The organism is Achromobacter sp. ACM01 (assembly GCF_014851745.1).
Classification (GTDB): Bacteria; Pseudomonadota; Gammaproteobacteria; order Burkholderiales; family Burkholderiaceae_B; genus Achromobacter; species Achromobacter aegrifaciens.
In genome coordinates this window covers 149,867-162,949 of the sequence record NZ_JACVAF010000008.1, presented here as the reverse complement: position 1 = coordinate 162,949, position 13,083 = coordinate 149,867, and the positions used below count along the sequence as shown (strand labels likewise).

The window sequence follows — 13,083 nt, the reverse complement described above, 5'->3', positions numbered from 1 at the left end:
CGGTTGGGGGCCGATTTCTTATGTTGAAACGCCAGGAAAACGTGGCTTAGCGCAGCGCCGCGTGGAACTCCCGCAGGGCTTCGATGCAGGCCTGGGGCTTTTCGTAAGTGGTCCAGTGGCCGCATCCGTCCAGCACGATGCGGCGGCTGCCTGCCATGCGCGCGGCCAGGGCCTCGACATTGCCGGGCGGCGCCACGCCGTCCTGATCGCCGGTGACCAGCAGGGCCGGTGCGCCGATAGTCTCGACGGCGGCCGGCTGCGCATCCGCCAGCGCCTCGCAGCTCTGCGCATAGCCTTGCGGCGGTTGGCGCATCACGCTCTCGCGCACGAGCGCCAGCACGGCGGGTTGATCCTGCTTGGTCTGGGCGCTGGTCGCGCCCTTGACGATGGCGTCGGCGATCTCCTGCATGGCCGCGTCGCCGCCGCGCGCCAGCTCCGCACGCGCGCGGATGCCGGGCCGGCCCGCGTCGGGCGGAGCGGCCAGCGGGCCGAACAGGGCCAGCGATTTGACCCTGCCCGGATGCGCCACGGCAAGATGCTGGGCCACGACGGTTCCGAGCGAATGGGCGGCGACATGCGCCGCATCGATATCCAATGCGTCCAGCAGCCCGACCAACGCGTCCACGTAGGTAGCGATGGACAGGCGCTTTTCGCCCAGCGGCGAACGAGCGCTGCCCGGTAGATCAGGACGGATCACGCGGAAACCGTCGAAGGCGCCCATGACGGGCGTCCAGGTATTCGAGGAACCGCCCAGGCCGTGTATGCACAACAGTGCCGGCCCCTCGCCGTCGATTTCCACGGCCATGCCGTTGACGTGTTGCGTGCTCATGCTGCCGTCTCCCTTTATCTGAACAGTCGCTGTTTGCATCGGCGCTGCGCCGGCAATTTTTCAGGACTGTATCGGCGCAGGCGGTGGCGCGCTTATCGCTGCGTGCGCGGACTTATCGCAGAGTCAGATTTTGTGCCTAGTGAATACACCTAGCGCGGACAAACGCGTAAACGCCCATAAAATTCCCTGAGCGCCGCACCCGCCCGCACGCAGGCCCAGGCTTGCGCGACGAGGCGATAAGAAAAACGGGAGACAGACATGCAGGAGACCTACGCCTTGCACGAGGGCGCGTTCGGCCGCGCCGTCGTGCTGGAACTGCGCGACGACCTGATCGCGCACGCGCATGCGGAAGTGCAGCTGGCCCTGTGGCTGGGCGGCGCGCGCGTGCTGGGGCATGTCGGCCAGACTCCGGTCCCCTACAGCGAACACCTGGCGCTAGGCACCAATACGTACGAATCGCACGACGCCAGGCTGCTCGAACGGTCGGGCCCGGCCATCTTCCTGGTGCTCTACATCGCCAAGCCCTGGCTGGATGAACGGCGGGCCGCCACGGGGCGGCCATTCCACTTCGCGGCGCCGGGCGTGCCCATCGACGCGGCGGTGCGCCAGGGCTGTTGGCGCTTGCTGGACAAGATCGTGGCGCCGCAGGACCACCCCGGCGCGGACCTGGATGCCGAAGTCGAGGCCTTGCTGCAAGCGGCAATCGAATCGTCGATCGAACCGGAGCGCCCACGCAACCAGATGCCCGCGACGCCGGCGCTGGACCGCCGGCTGCGCGCGGCGATCGCCTACATGCGGGAACACGCCCATGAACCCATCACGGCCGAAGAAGTCGCCAGCCGCGTGGGCCTGTCGCGCGGCCATTTCTTCGCGCTGTTCCGCGATCAGCTCAACACCACGCCGCAAGTTTTCTGGAGCGCCGTGCGCGTCGAAGAAGCCGTGCGCCTGCTGGTACACCAGGAGCAGCCCCTGACCTCGGTAGCGCTGGACCTGGGTTTCTCCACGCCCGGCAATTTCTCCCGCTTCTTCCGCGAGCACATGGGCGTGTCGCCGTCGCGTTTCAGGCGCGCGGCGACGGGCGCGGCGCAGCATCTGCTGACCGGGGTTTCCTGAGCCGCTGGCCGGCCGGACACTGCCCTGCCCGCGCCTAGGCGGTTGCGGCAGGCGCGCGCAGCCGCAAATCCACAGCGTCCTGGCCCGGACGATCGCGGTTGAAATGCGCCCCGCGGCTTTCACCCCGCGCACTCGCCGCACGCACGATGAGATCAGCCGCCAGAGCCAGGTTGCGCAGCTCCAGCAGTTCCAGGCTCAAGCCCTCGCGCAACAGCCGCGCTTCCGTCTGTGCTCGCAGCGGACCAATGAAGGCCGCCGCACGCGCCAGCGATGCATCGCTGCGCAGCACGCCCACGTCCCGGCTCATCAGTTGTCGCAGGTCGCGCCGCAGCCGCGCCAGATCGGGCGACGCCGGCACGGCGATTGCGTCGGGTGCCGGAGTTCTGCGGGAAACATCGGCCCGCTTCTGCCCGAGTATGTCTTGCGCCGCAGCCCGCCCCGTCACCACACATTCCAGCAACGAATTGCTGGCCAGGCGGTTGGCGCCATGCAGCCCGGTGCAGGCGGCCTCGCCCACCGCGTACAGGCCGGGCAGGTTGCTGCGCCCGGCCATGTCGGCGGCGATGCCGCCGCAGGTGTAATGCGCGGCGGGCGCAACCGGGATGGAAGCCGTCGTGATGTCGATGCCCAGCGCCAGGCAGCGCGCCTGGATGGTGGGAAAGTGTTCCCGCAGGAATTGCGGCGATTGGTGGCTGATGTCCAGCTGCACGCATTCCAACCCATGGCGTTCCATCTCGCCCTGGATCGCGCGGGCCACGATGTCGCGCGGCGCCAGTTCGGCGCGCGCATCGTGCGCCGGCATGAAGCGCGCGCCGTTGGGCAGGCGCAGCACACCGCCCTCGCCGCGCACGGCCTCGGAGATGAGGAATCCGCCCGCCTGCGCGTGGTGCAAGCCGGTAGGATGGAATTGCGTGAACTCCATGTTGGCGATCTGGCAGCCCGCGCGCCAGGCCATGGCGATGCCGTCGCCGGTCGCGGCCGGCGGCGCGGTCGTCGTCTGGTATGCCTGCCCCGCGCCGCCCGTGGCCAGCACGACATGGCCGGCCGTTGCGTCGAAGATCCGCCCGCTGCGCAGGTCCAGCAGGCGCACGCCGCGGCAGCGAGCCGCGGCCGTACCCGCGGCGCCGTCCAGAATCAGGTCCACGGCGCAATGCGCCTGCAGCAGCGTGATGCCGGATTGCCGCCGCACTCTGTCCTCCAGCGCCGCGACGATGGCGCTGCCGGTCGCGTCCGCCGCGTGCGCGATGCGGCGCAGGCCGTGCCCGCCTTCGCGCGTCAGATGCAAGCCGCCTTGCTCCAGCGTGAACGCGACGCCCTGCTCCTGCAGCCAGGCGATCGCGCCGCAGGCCCGGGAGATGATGTGCCGCGTGGCCGGCAAGTCGCACAGGCCTGCTCCCGCGACCAGGGTGTCGCTGACATGCGCCTCGATGCTGTCGTCCGCGCCCAGCGGCGCGGCGATGCCGCCCTGGGCGCGGTTGCTGGCGCTGTCGCGCAACTCGCCCTTCGACACGAGGGCGACCCGCCTGCGCGGGGCCAGTTCCAGCGCCGCGGCCATGCCGGCCAGCCCGCTGCCGATGATGATGACGTCGAATTCCATGAGCGGACCTCCGGTAGTCCTTAGGCCGGCCCGACGCTGGCGTATAGCGCCGTGTCGCGTGCGAAGTCGCCGCTGGCCTGCACGCGGCGCTTGCGTTGTTCCGCGAAGTCCAGCATGCGGTCGATCGGCGCCTTGGCGCGCAGGCCCAGCGCGGGGTCCAGCGTGATCTCGTTGCGGCCGTGCTCCAGTGTCTCGGCAAGGTTGCCCAAGGCGTTCATCGCCATCCAGGGGCAATGCGCGCAGCTCTTGCAGCTGGCGCTGTTGCCCGCGGTGGGCGCGGCCAGGAAGGTCTTGCCGGGCGCCTGCGCGCGCATCTTGTGCAGGATGCCCTGGTCGGTCGCGACGATCAGCAGCCCGGCGTCGAACTTGCGCGCGGCCTCGATCAGCTGGGTGGTCGAGCCCACCACGTCCGCCTGCGCCAGCACCGCCGCGGGAGATTCCGGATGCGCCAGCACCTTGGCCTGGGGATGCTCGGCGCGCAGCAGCTCCAGTTCGGTGCCCTTGAACTCGTCATGCACCAGGCAGGACCCCTGCCACAGCAGCATGTCGGCGCCGGTCTGGCGTTGCACGTAGTCGCCCAGATGGCGGTCCGGCGCCCAAAGGATTTTCTCGCCGCGCGCATGCAGGTCGGCGATCACGTCGAGCGCGATCGACGAGGTGACGACCCAGTCCGCGCGCGCCTTCACCTCTGCGCTGGTATTGGCGTAGACCACCACCGTCCGGTCCGGATGGGCATCGCACCAGGCGGCGAAATCGGCGGCCGGACAGCCCAGGTCCAACGAGCAGGTGGCGTCCAGGTCCGGCATCAGGATGCGCTTGTCCGGGCTCAGGATCTTGGCGGTCTCGCCCATGAAGCGCACGCCGGCCACCACCAGCGTGCGGGCCTCGTGGTCGCGGCCGAAGCGAGCCATTTCCAGCGAGTCGCCGACGCAGCCGCCGGTCTGTTCGGCCAGCTCCTGCAACTCCGCATCGACGTAATAGTGGGCGACCAGCACGGCGCGTTCACGCGCCAGGAGTTCGCGTATGCGCGCCACGCAGGCGGCGCGTTCATTGGCTGGCAAGGGTTCGGGCACGCGGGCCCAGGCCTGGCCGACGGCGCTGGGGCAGCTAGTCGTGGCAGGCAGATCGAATTCGACGTACCGGCGGTTGGGGGTGTCCATGGACGCGTCTCCTCGCGAAATATTATGCTCATATTGAGCATTTAATGGTCAAAAAAAGAGCACGGTTTATGCTAGTGTTGAGCATAAACCGTGTCAACGTCTCTTTTGTTACGCCGCCGCTCGCCTGCGCCGCGGCCCGCCAGGCCTCAGATGAAGATCGAGCCGCGCAGGTACAGCGCCGCCTGGCCGCTGATGATCACCCGGCCGTTATCCAGCACCTCGCATTGCAACTGGCCCTTGCGCGCCCCGCCCTGCTGCGCGCTCAGGCTGCGCTTGCCCAGGCGCTGGGCCCAGTACGGCGCCAGCGAGGTGTGCGCCGATCCGGTCACCGGATCCTCGTTCACGCCCACCCGCGGCCCGAACCAGCGCGTCACGAAATCGAATTGCGCCGACGGCGCCGTCACCGCCACGCCGCGCGTCTCGAAAGCCGCCAGCGCGGCGAAGTCCGGCTTCAAGGCATCGATCCGCGTTTCATCGTCGATCACCACCAGATAGTCGTCCGTCTTGTAGAACGCCTGCGCGCCCGGCAGGCCCAGCGCCTGCAGCAGACCCGGCGGGATCTCCTGCGCTTCGGGCCGCTTGGCCGGAAAATCCATCGCCAGCCGGTCGCTCGCGCGGCGCACCTGCAGTTCGCCGCTGCGCGTGGCAAAGCGCAGCACGTCTTCCGTTGCGCCCAGCTGTTCGAACAGCACCCAGGCCGACGCCAGCGTGGCATGGCCGCACAGGTCCACCTCCACCGCGGGCGTGAACCAGCGCAGCTCGTAGACATCGCCCTTGCGCACGAAGTAGGCGGTTTCGGACAGGTTGTTTTCTTCCGCGATGCGTTGCAGCGTTTCGTCCGGCAGCCATGCCTGCAGCGGCACGACCGCCGCCGGATTGCCGCCAAAGGGCGCGGCGGTGAAAGCGTCTACCTGATAGATGTCGAGTTGCGGCATGGCGGATCCTGGTTGATGGCTGAGGTTACGCGTCGGAACGCAAGCCGGCATTTTCCTATGAAAACGCCGGCTCCGGCCGTGGCGGCCCGCCCGCTACACTGTCCGCACGAACAGGCCGCGCAGCTTGCTCCAGAAATCCCCGCCCAGCACGAAGAAGCTGGCGATCAGCATGATGTCTCCGACCAGCTGGGCCTGCCACAGATTGGGCCGCAGGCCCGGCCACATTTCGTCGATGTAGGGTTCCAGCACCGAGGTCAGGATGGGCAGGAAGAACATGACCAGGCCGATGGCATGGCGCACGGGGCCGACCTTCTGCACGGGCGCCAGCTTCTTGGCATGGCCGAACACGATGGACTTCAGCCGCTGAAAGCCTTCCTTGCCCATGACGGCGATGCAGCTCAGCAGCAGCACCTTGTTGGCGATGAAGATGGTGCCGGTCAGCGCGGCGATGCGCGGGCCTGGCACGTCCAGGTAGCCCGCCACCGGGATGAGGAACCACAGGGCGAAGGCGATGATGAACAAACCTATCCCGCATTTGAAGCGCCAGCCCGCTGCGGGCGCGGGTTGGACCGGTTCGTCTGGCAATGGCATGGCTGCCTCCTGGTCAAGCGTTTGAGGGGACTGCGGTTGAAGGATTCGCTCCAGGCTTCGGGCTGCCCGACGCCCGCGATTCGAGCAGGCGCAGCATCAGGCAGGCGTAGAGCGTGACGCCGATGAACAAGCCCATGCGCACCGCGAACGCGGTATAGACGTCCTTGCCGGCGGCGCTGTCCTGCACCGACTGGCCCAGCAGGATGATGAGCGTCACCAGCGTGTTCAGCCAGAAGCTGGGCGGATGGCGGGTCGGACTCAGCCGGTAGAGCTTGCGCGCGGCGATGAGGCCGAACAGCAGCATCCAGAGAAAGAACATCCAGAGGTTCACGAACAGGCTGAGGGCGCACCAGAAAGCCACTGCCAGCGCGCCGCCCAGCAGGGTCGAGCCCAGCAGTTCGCGGGCCGCGCCCTGCGCGGCGGTGACGCAGCTCTGCCGCCCCAGGCTGACCGATTTCAGGATGATGGGCATGTAGCCCAGCGGGTCGGTCAGCGCCAGCAGGAACGCCGGCATCACAACGAGCGAGGCGCGCAAGGCCAGGCGGCTGGCCTGGTCGGGCGGCAGCACGGGCGCCGCCGGCGGCGCGGGCGCGGCCGCCGGCTCGGGAAACAGCAGGTGGCAGCCGCCCAACACCAGGACCGCGACCAGCAACCCTTTGCCCAGCGCCTCGATCACCAGGGAAGCCAAGGCGAAGTCGACAGTGCCGGCGGCGGAGATCATGGTCAGCCCGATGATGAGGAAGGTCGACAACAAGCCATTGCCGCCGCGCAGCCCGTGGCGAAAAGCGAAAAAAAGGCAAAGGGCGATGAGCAGCACGCCGCTCAAGGGGTAGTAGCGCAGCAAGGGACTCAGCAGCAATCCGATCGCGGTGGTAAGAAGCGCCATCAGCATCAGGCCCAGCCCGCTCTTGAACGAGAGGGGTCGGTTCATCGACGCCAGCAACATGACGCCCAGCACCGGCGCGACCATGGCGATGGGCAGGTCCAGGCCATAGCTGATGGCCGTGCAGAAAGCCGCGCCCGCGCCCACACGCAGCGCGCGGCGTCCGCGAGGATCGGGATCAGTACGCATAGGAAAGCCAGCTCATCAGCCGCATGTACGCGCGGCCCAGCAGGTTGAGCGGATTGCCGGAACTGGGAAACGCCATGACCTCGGCCTGGCCGCCCACGCGCACGCCGCTCAAGGCCGGCAGGTCGTCGCGATCGAATTCCACGATCACGGGAAAGCGCTGCGCGGGCCGCAGCCAGTCGCGGCTGTTCTGCACCGTGGGCAAGGCGCCGGGCGGCGTGCCCGGCCCCACATTGACGCCATACCCGACGCTGCGCACGCGGCCCTTGAAGATCTGCCCGGGCAGCGCGTCCAGGATGATGGACACCGGCGTGCCGGGCTCTACGTGGCCCAGGTTGTTCTCGGTCATTTCAGCGCTGATCCAGACGTCGTGGATCGCGATCAGCGTCATGACGGGGTTGCCGGCGGCCGCGAACTGCCCGGTGTCGGTGCGCAGGTCAGTGATCAGGCCCGCCGAACGCGCCCGCACCTGCGTGTTGGCCAGGTCCAGCTCGGCCTTTTCCAGGGCAGCGGCGGCGCTGCGCAGCTTGGCGTTGTCTTCCTCGCTGCCGCCTTCCTGTTCGCGCGCGCGCTGCACCTCGGCGCGCGCGGCCGCGACCTGGCTGATGGCCTGCGTCAGATTCGCCCGCGCGATTTCCAGCCGCCGCAGCGATACGGTGCCCTGGTCCTCGCGGTACAGCCGTTCGAGCCGCGTGCTGTCCTGGCGGGCCTTCAGCTCATTGGCCTGCGCCGCGCGCAAGGAAGCCTGTGCCGAATCGATGCCCGCCGTGCCGGCGCCGATCTGCCGGCGCGTGGACTCCAGGTCGGCGCGGGCGCGATCCACGGCGATGCGGTAGTGCTCCGGGTCGACGTCGAACAGCGCCGCGCCGGCCTCGACATCCTGGTTGTTGCGCACGTACACCCGGGTCACGCGCCCCGATACCTCGGAAGCCACCGGCACGACAAAGGCCTGCACCCGCGCCTGCTGCGTGTAAGGCGTATAGCGGTCGGCCAGCAGATACCAGGCCAGGCTCAGCACGATGAACAGAACCGTCCATCGGACGCCCTTTTTCGCGGGATCCGGCGCGGGGGCTGCGGCGGGCTGGGACGGCGAGTCACTCATCGGGTCGCACCTTTTGCGCGGACAGGGCAGTTGGGGAAGCAGGCGCCGGCTCGGATAGCAGATCGCCCCAATCGGTACGCTGCCGCATCTGTTCGCGGGTCGCCGGGTCGAGCACCGGTTCCGCGCTATACCAGCCGCCACCCATCGCCTTGTACAGCGCGATGAGATCGCTTACGGCGCCGCCCCGGTTCACGACGTAGGCGTCCTGCTGGACGGCCAGTGCCTGCTGCGCGTCCAGCACCCGCTGGAAATCGGTATAGCCTTCGCGGTAGAGCGCGTTGGCCAGCGTGAGCGAACGCCCCGCGGCCTGCGCCGACTGTTGCAGGATGCCGTCGCGCTCCAGCGCCTTGATCAGGCCGCTGGCCGCGTCGTCGGCTTCGCGCGCCGCCTGCCGGACGTCGTCCTGGTAGGCCACGATCAGTTGCTGCAGGCGGGCATCCTGCACCCGCACATTGTTCTGCAGGCGGCCGTGGTCGAATACGTTCCAGCTGAGGACCGGGCCGGCCAGCAGCGCCGCGCCGCCCGCCGTGCCCGCCAGCGAGGTGGCGGACCAGGCGATGCTGCCCAGCAGGGTCAGCGAAGGATAGAGGTCCGCCGCGGCCACCCCCACCTGTGCCGACTGTGCGGCGATGCGCAGTTCGGCTGCGCGGATGTCGGGACGGCGCAGCAGCAGGTTGGCGGGCACGTCCTGCAGCACGGCGCGGTCGATCAGCGGCACCTCCGCCGTCTTGTTGTCCAGTTCCGGCATGGGTCCGGGCGGCCGGCCGACCAGGACCGCCAGGGCGTTGCGGGTCCGCATGATCTGGCTTTCGAATTCGGGAATGGTGCCCAGCGTGCTCAGGTACTGCGTGCGGGCCTGCTGCAGGTCCAGTTCGTCGGTCTCGCCGCTGCGGAACAGCTTTTGCGTGATCTCGTAGCTGCGCTTCTGGATGGCGGCATTGTCGCGGGCGATCCGCAGCCGCGCCTCGGCGGTGCGCAGCGCGTAGTAGCTTTCGGCCACCTGGGCGTGCAGCAGCACCAGCACGTCGTCGCGATTGGCCTGGGCCTCGAAGTACAGGGCGTCGGCCGACTCGATGGCGCGGCTGAACCGGCCCCAGAAGTCCAGCTCCCAGCCTATGTCGAAGCCGGCGCTGTATTGCCAGAAGCTGCTGGGGCGCGGATTGCCTTCGGCCGAGCGCGAGGACCGGTGCTGATACAGGGCATTGGCCCCGATCACTTGGGATTGCGGGTAGCGTCCGCTTTGGGCGATGCCCAGCTGGGCGCGCGCTTCCATGATGCGCAGGCCGGCGATGCGCAGGCCCGCGTTGTTGGCATCGGCCTGGGCGATCAGGGCTTCCAGGACGGGGTCGCCGAAAATCTGCCACCACTGCCGGGCGTCCGGCTGCTGTTGCTGGAGGCTGGCCTGCTGCAGCGCGGGAGTGCTCCAGTCCGCGACCCAGCTGGTGCGCTGGGGCTCGAAGTCCGGCCCCACACGCATGCAGCCGCCCAGGCAGAGCATGCCGATCAGCAACAGCCGATTCAAACAGATCAGCGGCGACATCGGTTATCGGGTCCGTGTAGAGCCTGACCGCCATGGTCCACGACGCAGCTCCGACCTTGCCGGAGCGCTGTGCGCGAATTGATTCTATTGGCCTTTTCCGCTTCTCGCCAGAGGATAGTTTCGACGCAAGCACTAAATAAAACGAACTGCTCCTACCTGCCTGTGTACAAGGGGCAACGGTCGGCGCTAAAGTGAAAAATTCCAACGTTCCGACCGTTTCCCCGCAGCATATTCTGGAGTGCCGTCATGAACGCTCAGAAGAAGGCAGCAGCAGAGGACAAGCAGCCGGCGCAAGCCAAGCTTTCGGGAAAGCAATACGCCGAGGAACTGGCCCGGCTGCACGTGGAGCTGGTCAAGCTCCAGGAATGGGTCAGCCAGACGGGCGCCAAGGTCTGCATCATTTTCGAAGGACGCGACGGCGCCGGCAAAGGCGGAACGATCAAGGCGATCACGGAGCGGGTCAGCCCGCGCGTCTTCCGCGTGATCGCCCTGCCCGCCCCTTCGGACCGCGAGAAAACCCAGATGTACATGCAGCGCTACCTGCCTTACCTGCCGGCGGCGGGCGAGGTCGTGATCTTCGACCGCAGTTGGTACAACCGGGCCGGCGTCGAACGGGTAATGGGGTTCTGCTCCAAGGACGACGTCAAGATCTTCCTGAAAGGCGTGCCGCTGGTCGAACGGGCCATCGTGGGCTCGGGCATCATCCTGCTCAAGTATTGGCTGGAAGTCAGCGAAGAAGAACAGACCCGCCGGCTCCAGGCCCGCATCAACGACGAGCGCAAGATCTGGAAGCTGACCAAAATGGACCTGGATTCGTACAGCCGCTGGTACGACTACTCGCGCGCCCGCGACGACATGTTCGCGGCCACCGATACCGGCGTGGCGCCCTGGTATGTTGCGCAATCCGACGACAAGAAAAAGGTGCGCCTGAACATCATCAGCCACCTGCTCGCCCGCATCCCGTACAAGCGCATGCCGCGGGCCAAGGTGAAGCTGCCCAAGCGGCAGAAAGCCGGCGGCTACCGCGACCCGGGACATCCCTTGCGCATGGTCCCCGCCAAATTCTGAGCGGTGCGCCTCTGACGCCCGCAGGCTTCCAAGGAGAACGCTCATGGCCGCCCTGCTGATCAACCATGTGGAAGAAAGCACCTCCGACGAGGACATCCGCGGTTTTCTCATGAAATACGGCTTTCCATCCTGCGACCGCATCCAGCGGGTGCCTAGCGAGGGCGAACGGCCCGCGGTCCTGGTGACGTTCGATGGCGCCGGGCCCGAGGAGCTGCGCGCGCTGGCGCCCCGCATACACCAGGTGTTCTGGAAGAACCATACGATCGCCGTGCTGGTGATGCGCGAGCCCATCGAATAAAGGTCCGCATCGGCCCGGCCAATCGTGACTGGATGTGCCGTTTAAGGGTTTTCCCCAGGATTTCGGTTGTCGATTTCCGGTCAACTCGTACGTCGTGTCAGTACGCACAACTTTCCTGAAAGGCGGACTTACCATGACTACCGGAACCGTAACCCTGCATCGCGTCATGCGCGCGCCGGCCGAACGCATCTATCGGGCGTTCCTGGAACCCGACGCGATCGCGCGCTGGCTCCCTCCTTACGGCTACACCTGCCAGGTCCATCAACTGGATGCAAAGGTCGGCGGCATGCACAAGATGTCGTTCCGCAACTTCGGCACGGGCCACAGCCATGACTTCGGCGGCGAGTACCTGGAATTGTCGCCGGGCCAGAAGATCCGGTACTCGGACCAGTTCGACGATCGGAACCTGCCCGGCCGCATGCAGACCACCGTTACGCTGCGGCAGGTCGCCTGCGGCACGGAGGTAAGCATCGTGCAGGAAGGCATACCGGCGGCGATACCGCCGGAGATGTGCTACCTGGGCTGGCAGGAGTCGCTGGCGCAGCTGATGCGGCTGGTCGAACCGGAGATTCCCGATTGAGGAGTGGGCCTGGCCGCCCTCACGTCTTTCTGGCGATGAACTGCACCACGCATGCCGGACCCGTGTGGAATATGCCTTCGACCACGTCGCGTTCGATTTCCTGCGAAAGCAGCACCTGGCAATTCGGGAAGTCCTGCTCCAGGTCCTCGCGCGCCATGAGCATGTCCGCATCTGGAGGCCCGCCCGTGCCGCGACCCAACTGCGCTTTCCGGTATGCCTCCAGCAGGATGATGCCGCCTGGCCGCAGGGAGCGTTCCGCCAGGCGGTGCAGCCTCCTGCGCACGTGGCTGGGCATGTGGGCGAAGATCGACACCACCGCGCCGAAGGATGCCGGCGGCGGCTCGTACCCGGCGAAGTCCGCCGTTTCGGTGCGGATCGATACGCCCTTCGCCCCCGCCAGCCTGCGCGCCTTGGCGAGTCCAACGGCGGAGCCGTCCACACCAAGCACGTCCAGGCCCAGCGAGGCCAGGAAGACGGCGTTGCGCCCCTCTCCCTCGGCCAGGCTGAGCACCGGCCCGGACAGCAAGCCGGCGTTTTCCGCCAGGAAAGCGTTCGGCTCGGTTCCATACACGTATTCGTCGACGGCGTAGCGTTCATCCCACATATGCTTGAACTCCCAGGTTGTTGGTCACGGCTCAGGGCAAGGGAACACTCCCGTCCGTCTCGTGCCGGAATGCAGATAGTCTTTCACTTCAAGTCGACTTGAGGTCAAGCGAAAGGAGCCCACGCATGGCAGAAAAATCCACGGCGAAATCCGTGAAGGCCACCAAGAAAGCAGGTTCGCAACCCGTCCTGCTGTCCGGCGGCAATCCGCAGATCGCCAAGGGCGCGGGCGACGCGCCGGTGCAGGCCTATATCGCGGCCATGCCTGGCTGGAAGAACGATCTCGGACGCCGCCTGGACGCCTTGATCGAGCGTGCAGCACCCGGCGTGCAGAAGGCGGTCAAGTGGAATTCGCCGCTGTATGGCATGGACGGCCAGGCCTGGTTCCTGAGCATCCATTGCTTTACCAAGTACGTGAAGGTGGCGTTCTTTCGCGGCGCGCAGCTGCGGCCCGTGCCGCCGGGACCGTCCAAGAGCCAGGACACGCGCTATCTGGATATCCGTGAGGACGATGAGCTGGACGAAGCGCAGTTCATGGACTGGGTGCAGCAGGCCAGCGCGCTGCCCGGCGAGCGGATGTAGGCGCGGCCCCAGGCAT

The 13,083-nt window shown here is 67.3% G+C and carries 14 protein-coding genes; 5 read left to right on the top strand and 9 right to left on the bottom strand.

Features of this window, described 5'->3' with window-relative positions:
- Positions 1 to 46: 46 nt before the first annotated feature.
- Entirely contained in the window at positions 47 to 829 is a 783-nt protein-coding gene (locus tag IB268_RS28210) for an alpha/beta fold hydrolase (RefSeq protein WP_192355162.1), read from the bottom strand.
- A 258-nt stretch (positions 830 to 1,087) separates the two neighbouring features.
- On the opposite strand from IB268_RS28210, the gene IB268_RS28205 reads away from it, so the two are divergent.
- The gene (locus IB268_RS28205) at positions 1,088 to 1,942 is read left to right on the top strand and encodes a helix-turn-helix domain-containing protein (RefSeq protein ID WP_054452761.1); all 855 of its coding nucleotides are present in this window, start codon (positions 1,088 to 1,090) and stop codon (positions 1,940 to 1,942) included.
- 34 nt (positions 1,943 to 1,976) lie between these two features.
- On the opposite strand, the gene nadB is transcribed toward IB268_RS28205, so the two are convergent.
- From nadB to IB268_RS28170, 7 genes are all read right to left on the bottom strand, one after another.
- Positions 1,977 to 3,539, bottom strand: coding sequence for an L-aspartate oxidase (nadB, locus tag IB268_RS28200; protein ID WP_192328704.1), 1,563 nt, complete (start codon positions 3,537 to 3,539; stop codon positions 1,977 to 1,979).
- A 20-nt stretch (positions 3,540 to 3,559) separates the two neighbouring features.
- Complete coding sequence (nadA, locus tag IB268_RS28195; RefSeq protein ID WP_125470548.1) at positions 3,560 to 4,699, bottom strand: quinolinate synthase NadA; 1,140 nt, start codon at positions 4,697 to 4,699, stop codon at positions 3,560 to 3,562.
- Positions 4,700 to 4,845: 146 nt separating this feature from the next.
- Positions 4,846 to 5,634: a PhzF family phenazine biosynthesis protein gene (locus tag IB268_RS28190; RefSeq protein ID WP_119449959.1), complete on the bottom strand. Its 789-nt coding sequence runs from the start codon at positions 5,632 to 5,634 to the stop codon at positions 4,846 to 4,848.
- A 93-nt stretch (positions 5,635 to 5,727) separates the two neighbouring features.
- The gene (locus tag IB268_RS28185; protein WP_119449960.1) at positions 5,728 to 6,225 is read right to left on the bottom strand and encodes a transporter suffix domain-containing protein; all 498 of its coding nucleotides are present in this window, start codon (positions 6,223 to 6,225) and stop codon (positions 5,728 to 5,730) included.
- 13 nt (positions 6,226 to 6,238) lie between these two features.
- Positions 6,239 to 7,297, bottom strand: coding sequence for a DUF2955 domain-containing protein (locus IB268_RS28180; protein ID WP_054452772.1), 1,059 nt, complete (start codon positions 7,295 to 7,297; stop codon positions 6,239 to 6,241).
- Positions 7,287 to 8,396 (bottom strand): HlyD family secretion protein, encoded by a 1,110-nt coding sequence (locus IB268_RS28175; protein ID WP_054452774.1) that lies wholly within the window; start codon positions 8,394 to 8,396, stop codon positions 7,287 to 7,289. Before IB268_RS28175 ends, IB268_RS28180 begins: the two co-directional genes overlap by 11 nt.
- On the bottom strand, positions 8,389 to 9,936 hold the full coding sequence (locus tag IB268_RS28170; protein ID WP_054452776.1) for an efflux transporter outer membrane subunit: 1,548 nt from the start codon (positions 9,934 to 9,936) through the stop codon (positions 8,389 to 8,391). The genes IB268_RS28175 and IB268_RS28170 overlap by 8 nt, the downstream gene beginning before the upstream one ends.
- Positions 9,937 to 10,182: 246 nt before the next feature.
- Between IB268_RS28170 and ppk2 the strand changes: the two genes are divergently transcribed.
- From ppk2 to IB268_RS28155, 3 genes are all read left to right on the top strand, one after another.
- A complete protein-coding gene (gene ppk2, locus IB268_RS28165; protein ID WP_119449962.1) occupies positions 10,183 to 11,004 on the top strand; it encodes a polyphosphate kinase 2 in 822 nt (273 codons plus the stop codon).
- A gap of 43 nt (positions 11,005 to 11,047) precedes the next feature.
- Complete coding sequence (locus tag IB268_RS28160) at positions 11,048 to 11,302, top strand: hypothetical protein (RefSeq protein ID WP_054452780.1); 255 nt, start codon at positions 11,048 to 11,050, stop codon at positions 11,300 to 11,302.
- A 133-nt stretch (positions 11,303 to 11,435) separates the two neighbouring features.
- Positions 11,436 to 11,882: an SRPBCC family protein gene (locus IB268_RS28155; RefSeq protein WP_192355161.1), complete on the top strand. Its 447-nt coding sequence runs from the start codon at positions 11,436 to 11,438 to the stop codon at positions 11,880 to 11,882.
- A gap of 19 nt (positions 11,883 to 11,901) precedes the next feature.
- Here the strand turns inward: IB268_RS28155 and IB268_RS28150 are convergent, their stop codons facing one another.
- Positions 11,902 to 12,486: a cyclopropane-fatty-acyl-phospholipid synthase family protein gene (locus IB268_RS28150; RefSeq protein ID WP_119449963.1), complete on the bottom strand. Its 585-nt coding sequence runs from the start codon at positions 12,484 to 12,486 to the stop codon at positions 11,902 to 11,904.
- A 125-nt stretch (positions 12,487 to 12,611) separates the two neighbouring features.
- Between IB268_RS28150 and IB268_RS28145 the strand changes: the two genes are divergently transcribed.
- Positions 12,612 to 13,067 carry a DUF1801 domain-containing protein gene (locus IB268_RS28145; protein ID WP_192355160.1) on the top strand — a complete coding sequence of 152 codons (456 nt, stop codon included), beginning with the start codon at positions 12,612 to 12,614 and terminating at the stop codon, positions 13,065 to 13,067.
- The last annotated feature ends 16 nt before the right edge of the window (positions 13,068 to 13,083 follow it).

Coding starts and splice junctions, on each gene's coding strand:
- IB268_RS28210 (WP_192355162.1), bottom strand. CDS start 829: ATGAGCACGCAACACGTCAACGGCATGGCCGTGGAAATCGACGGCGAG.
- IB268_RS28205 (WP_054452761.1), top strand. CDS start 1,088: ATGCAGGAGACCTACGCCTTGCACGAGGGCGCGTTCGGCCGCGCCGTC.
- nadB (WP_192328704.1), bottom strand. CDS start 3,539: ATGGAATTCGACGTCATCATCATCGGCAGCGGGCTGGCCGGCATGGCC.
- nadA (WP_125470548.1), bottom strand. CDS start 4,699: ATGGACACCCCCAACCGCCGGTACGTCGAATTCGATCTGCCTGCCACG.
- IB268_RS28190 (WP_119449959.1), bottom strand. CDS start 5,634: ATGCCGCAACTCGACATCTATCAGGTAGACGCTTTCACCGCCGCGCCC.
- IB268_RS28185 (WP_119449960.1), bottom strand. CDS start 6,225: ATGCCATTGCCAGACGAACCGGTCCAACCCGCGCCCGCAGCGGGCTGG.
- IB268_RS28180 (WP_054452772.1), bottom strand. CDS start 7,297: ATGCGTACTGATCCCGATCCTCGCGGACGCCGCGCGCTGCGTGTGGGC.
- IB268_RS28175 (WP_054452774.1), bottom strand. CDS start 8,396: ATGAGTGACTCGCCGTCCCAGCCCGCCGCAGCCCCCGCGCCGGATCCC.
- IB268_RS28170 (WP_054452776.1), bottom strand. CDS start 9,936: ATGTCGCCGCTGATCTGTTTGAATCGGCTGTTGCTGATCGGCATGCTC.
- ppk2 (WP_119449962.1), top strand. CDS start 10,183: ATGAACGCTCAGAAGAAGGCAGCAGCAGAGGACAAGCAGCCGGCGCAA.
- IB268_RS28160 (WP_054452780.1), top strand. CDS start 11,048: ATGGCCGCCCTGCTGATCAACCATGTGGAAGAAAGCACCTCCGACGAG.
- IB268_RS28155 (WP_192355161.1), top strand. CDS start 11,436: ATGACTACCGGAACCGTAACCCTGCATCGCGTCATGCGCGCGCCGGCC.
- IB268_RS28150 (WP_119449963.1), bottom strand. CDS start 12,486: ATGTGGGATGAACGCTACGCCGTCGACGAATACGTGTATGGAACCGAG.
- IB268_RS28145 (WP_192355160.1), top strand. CDS start 12,612: ATGGCAGAAAAATCCACGGCGAAATCCGTGAAGGCCACCAAGAAAGCA.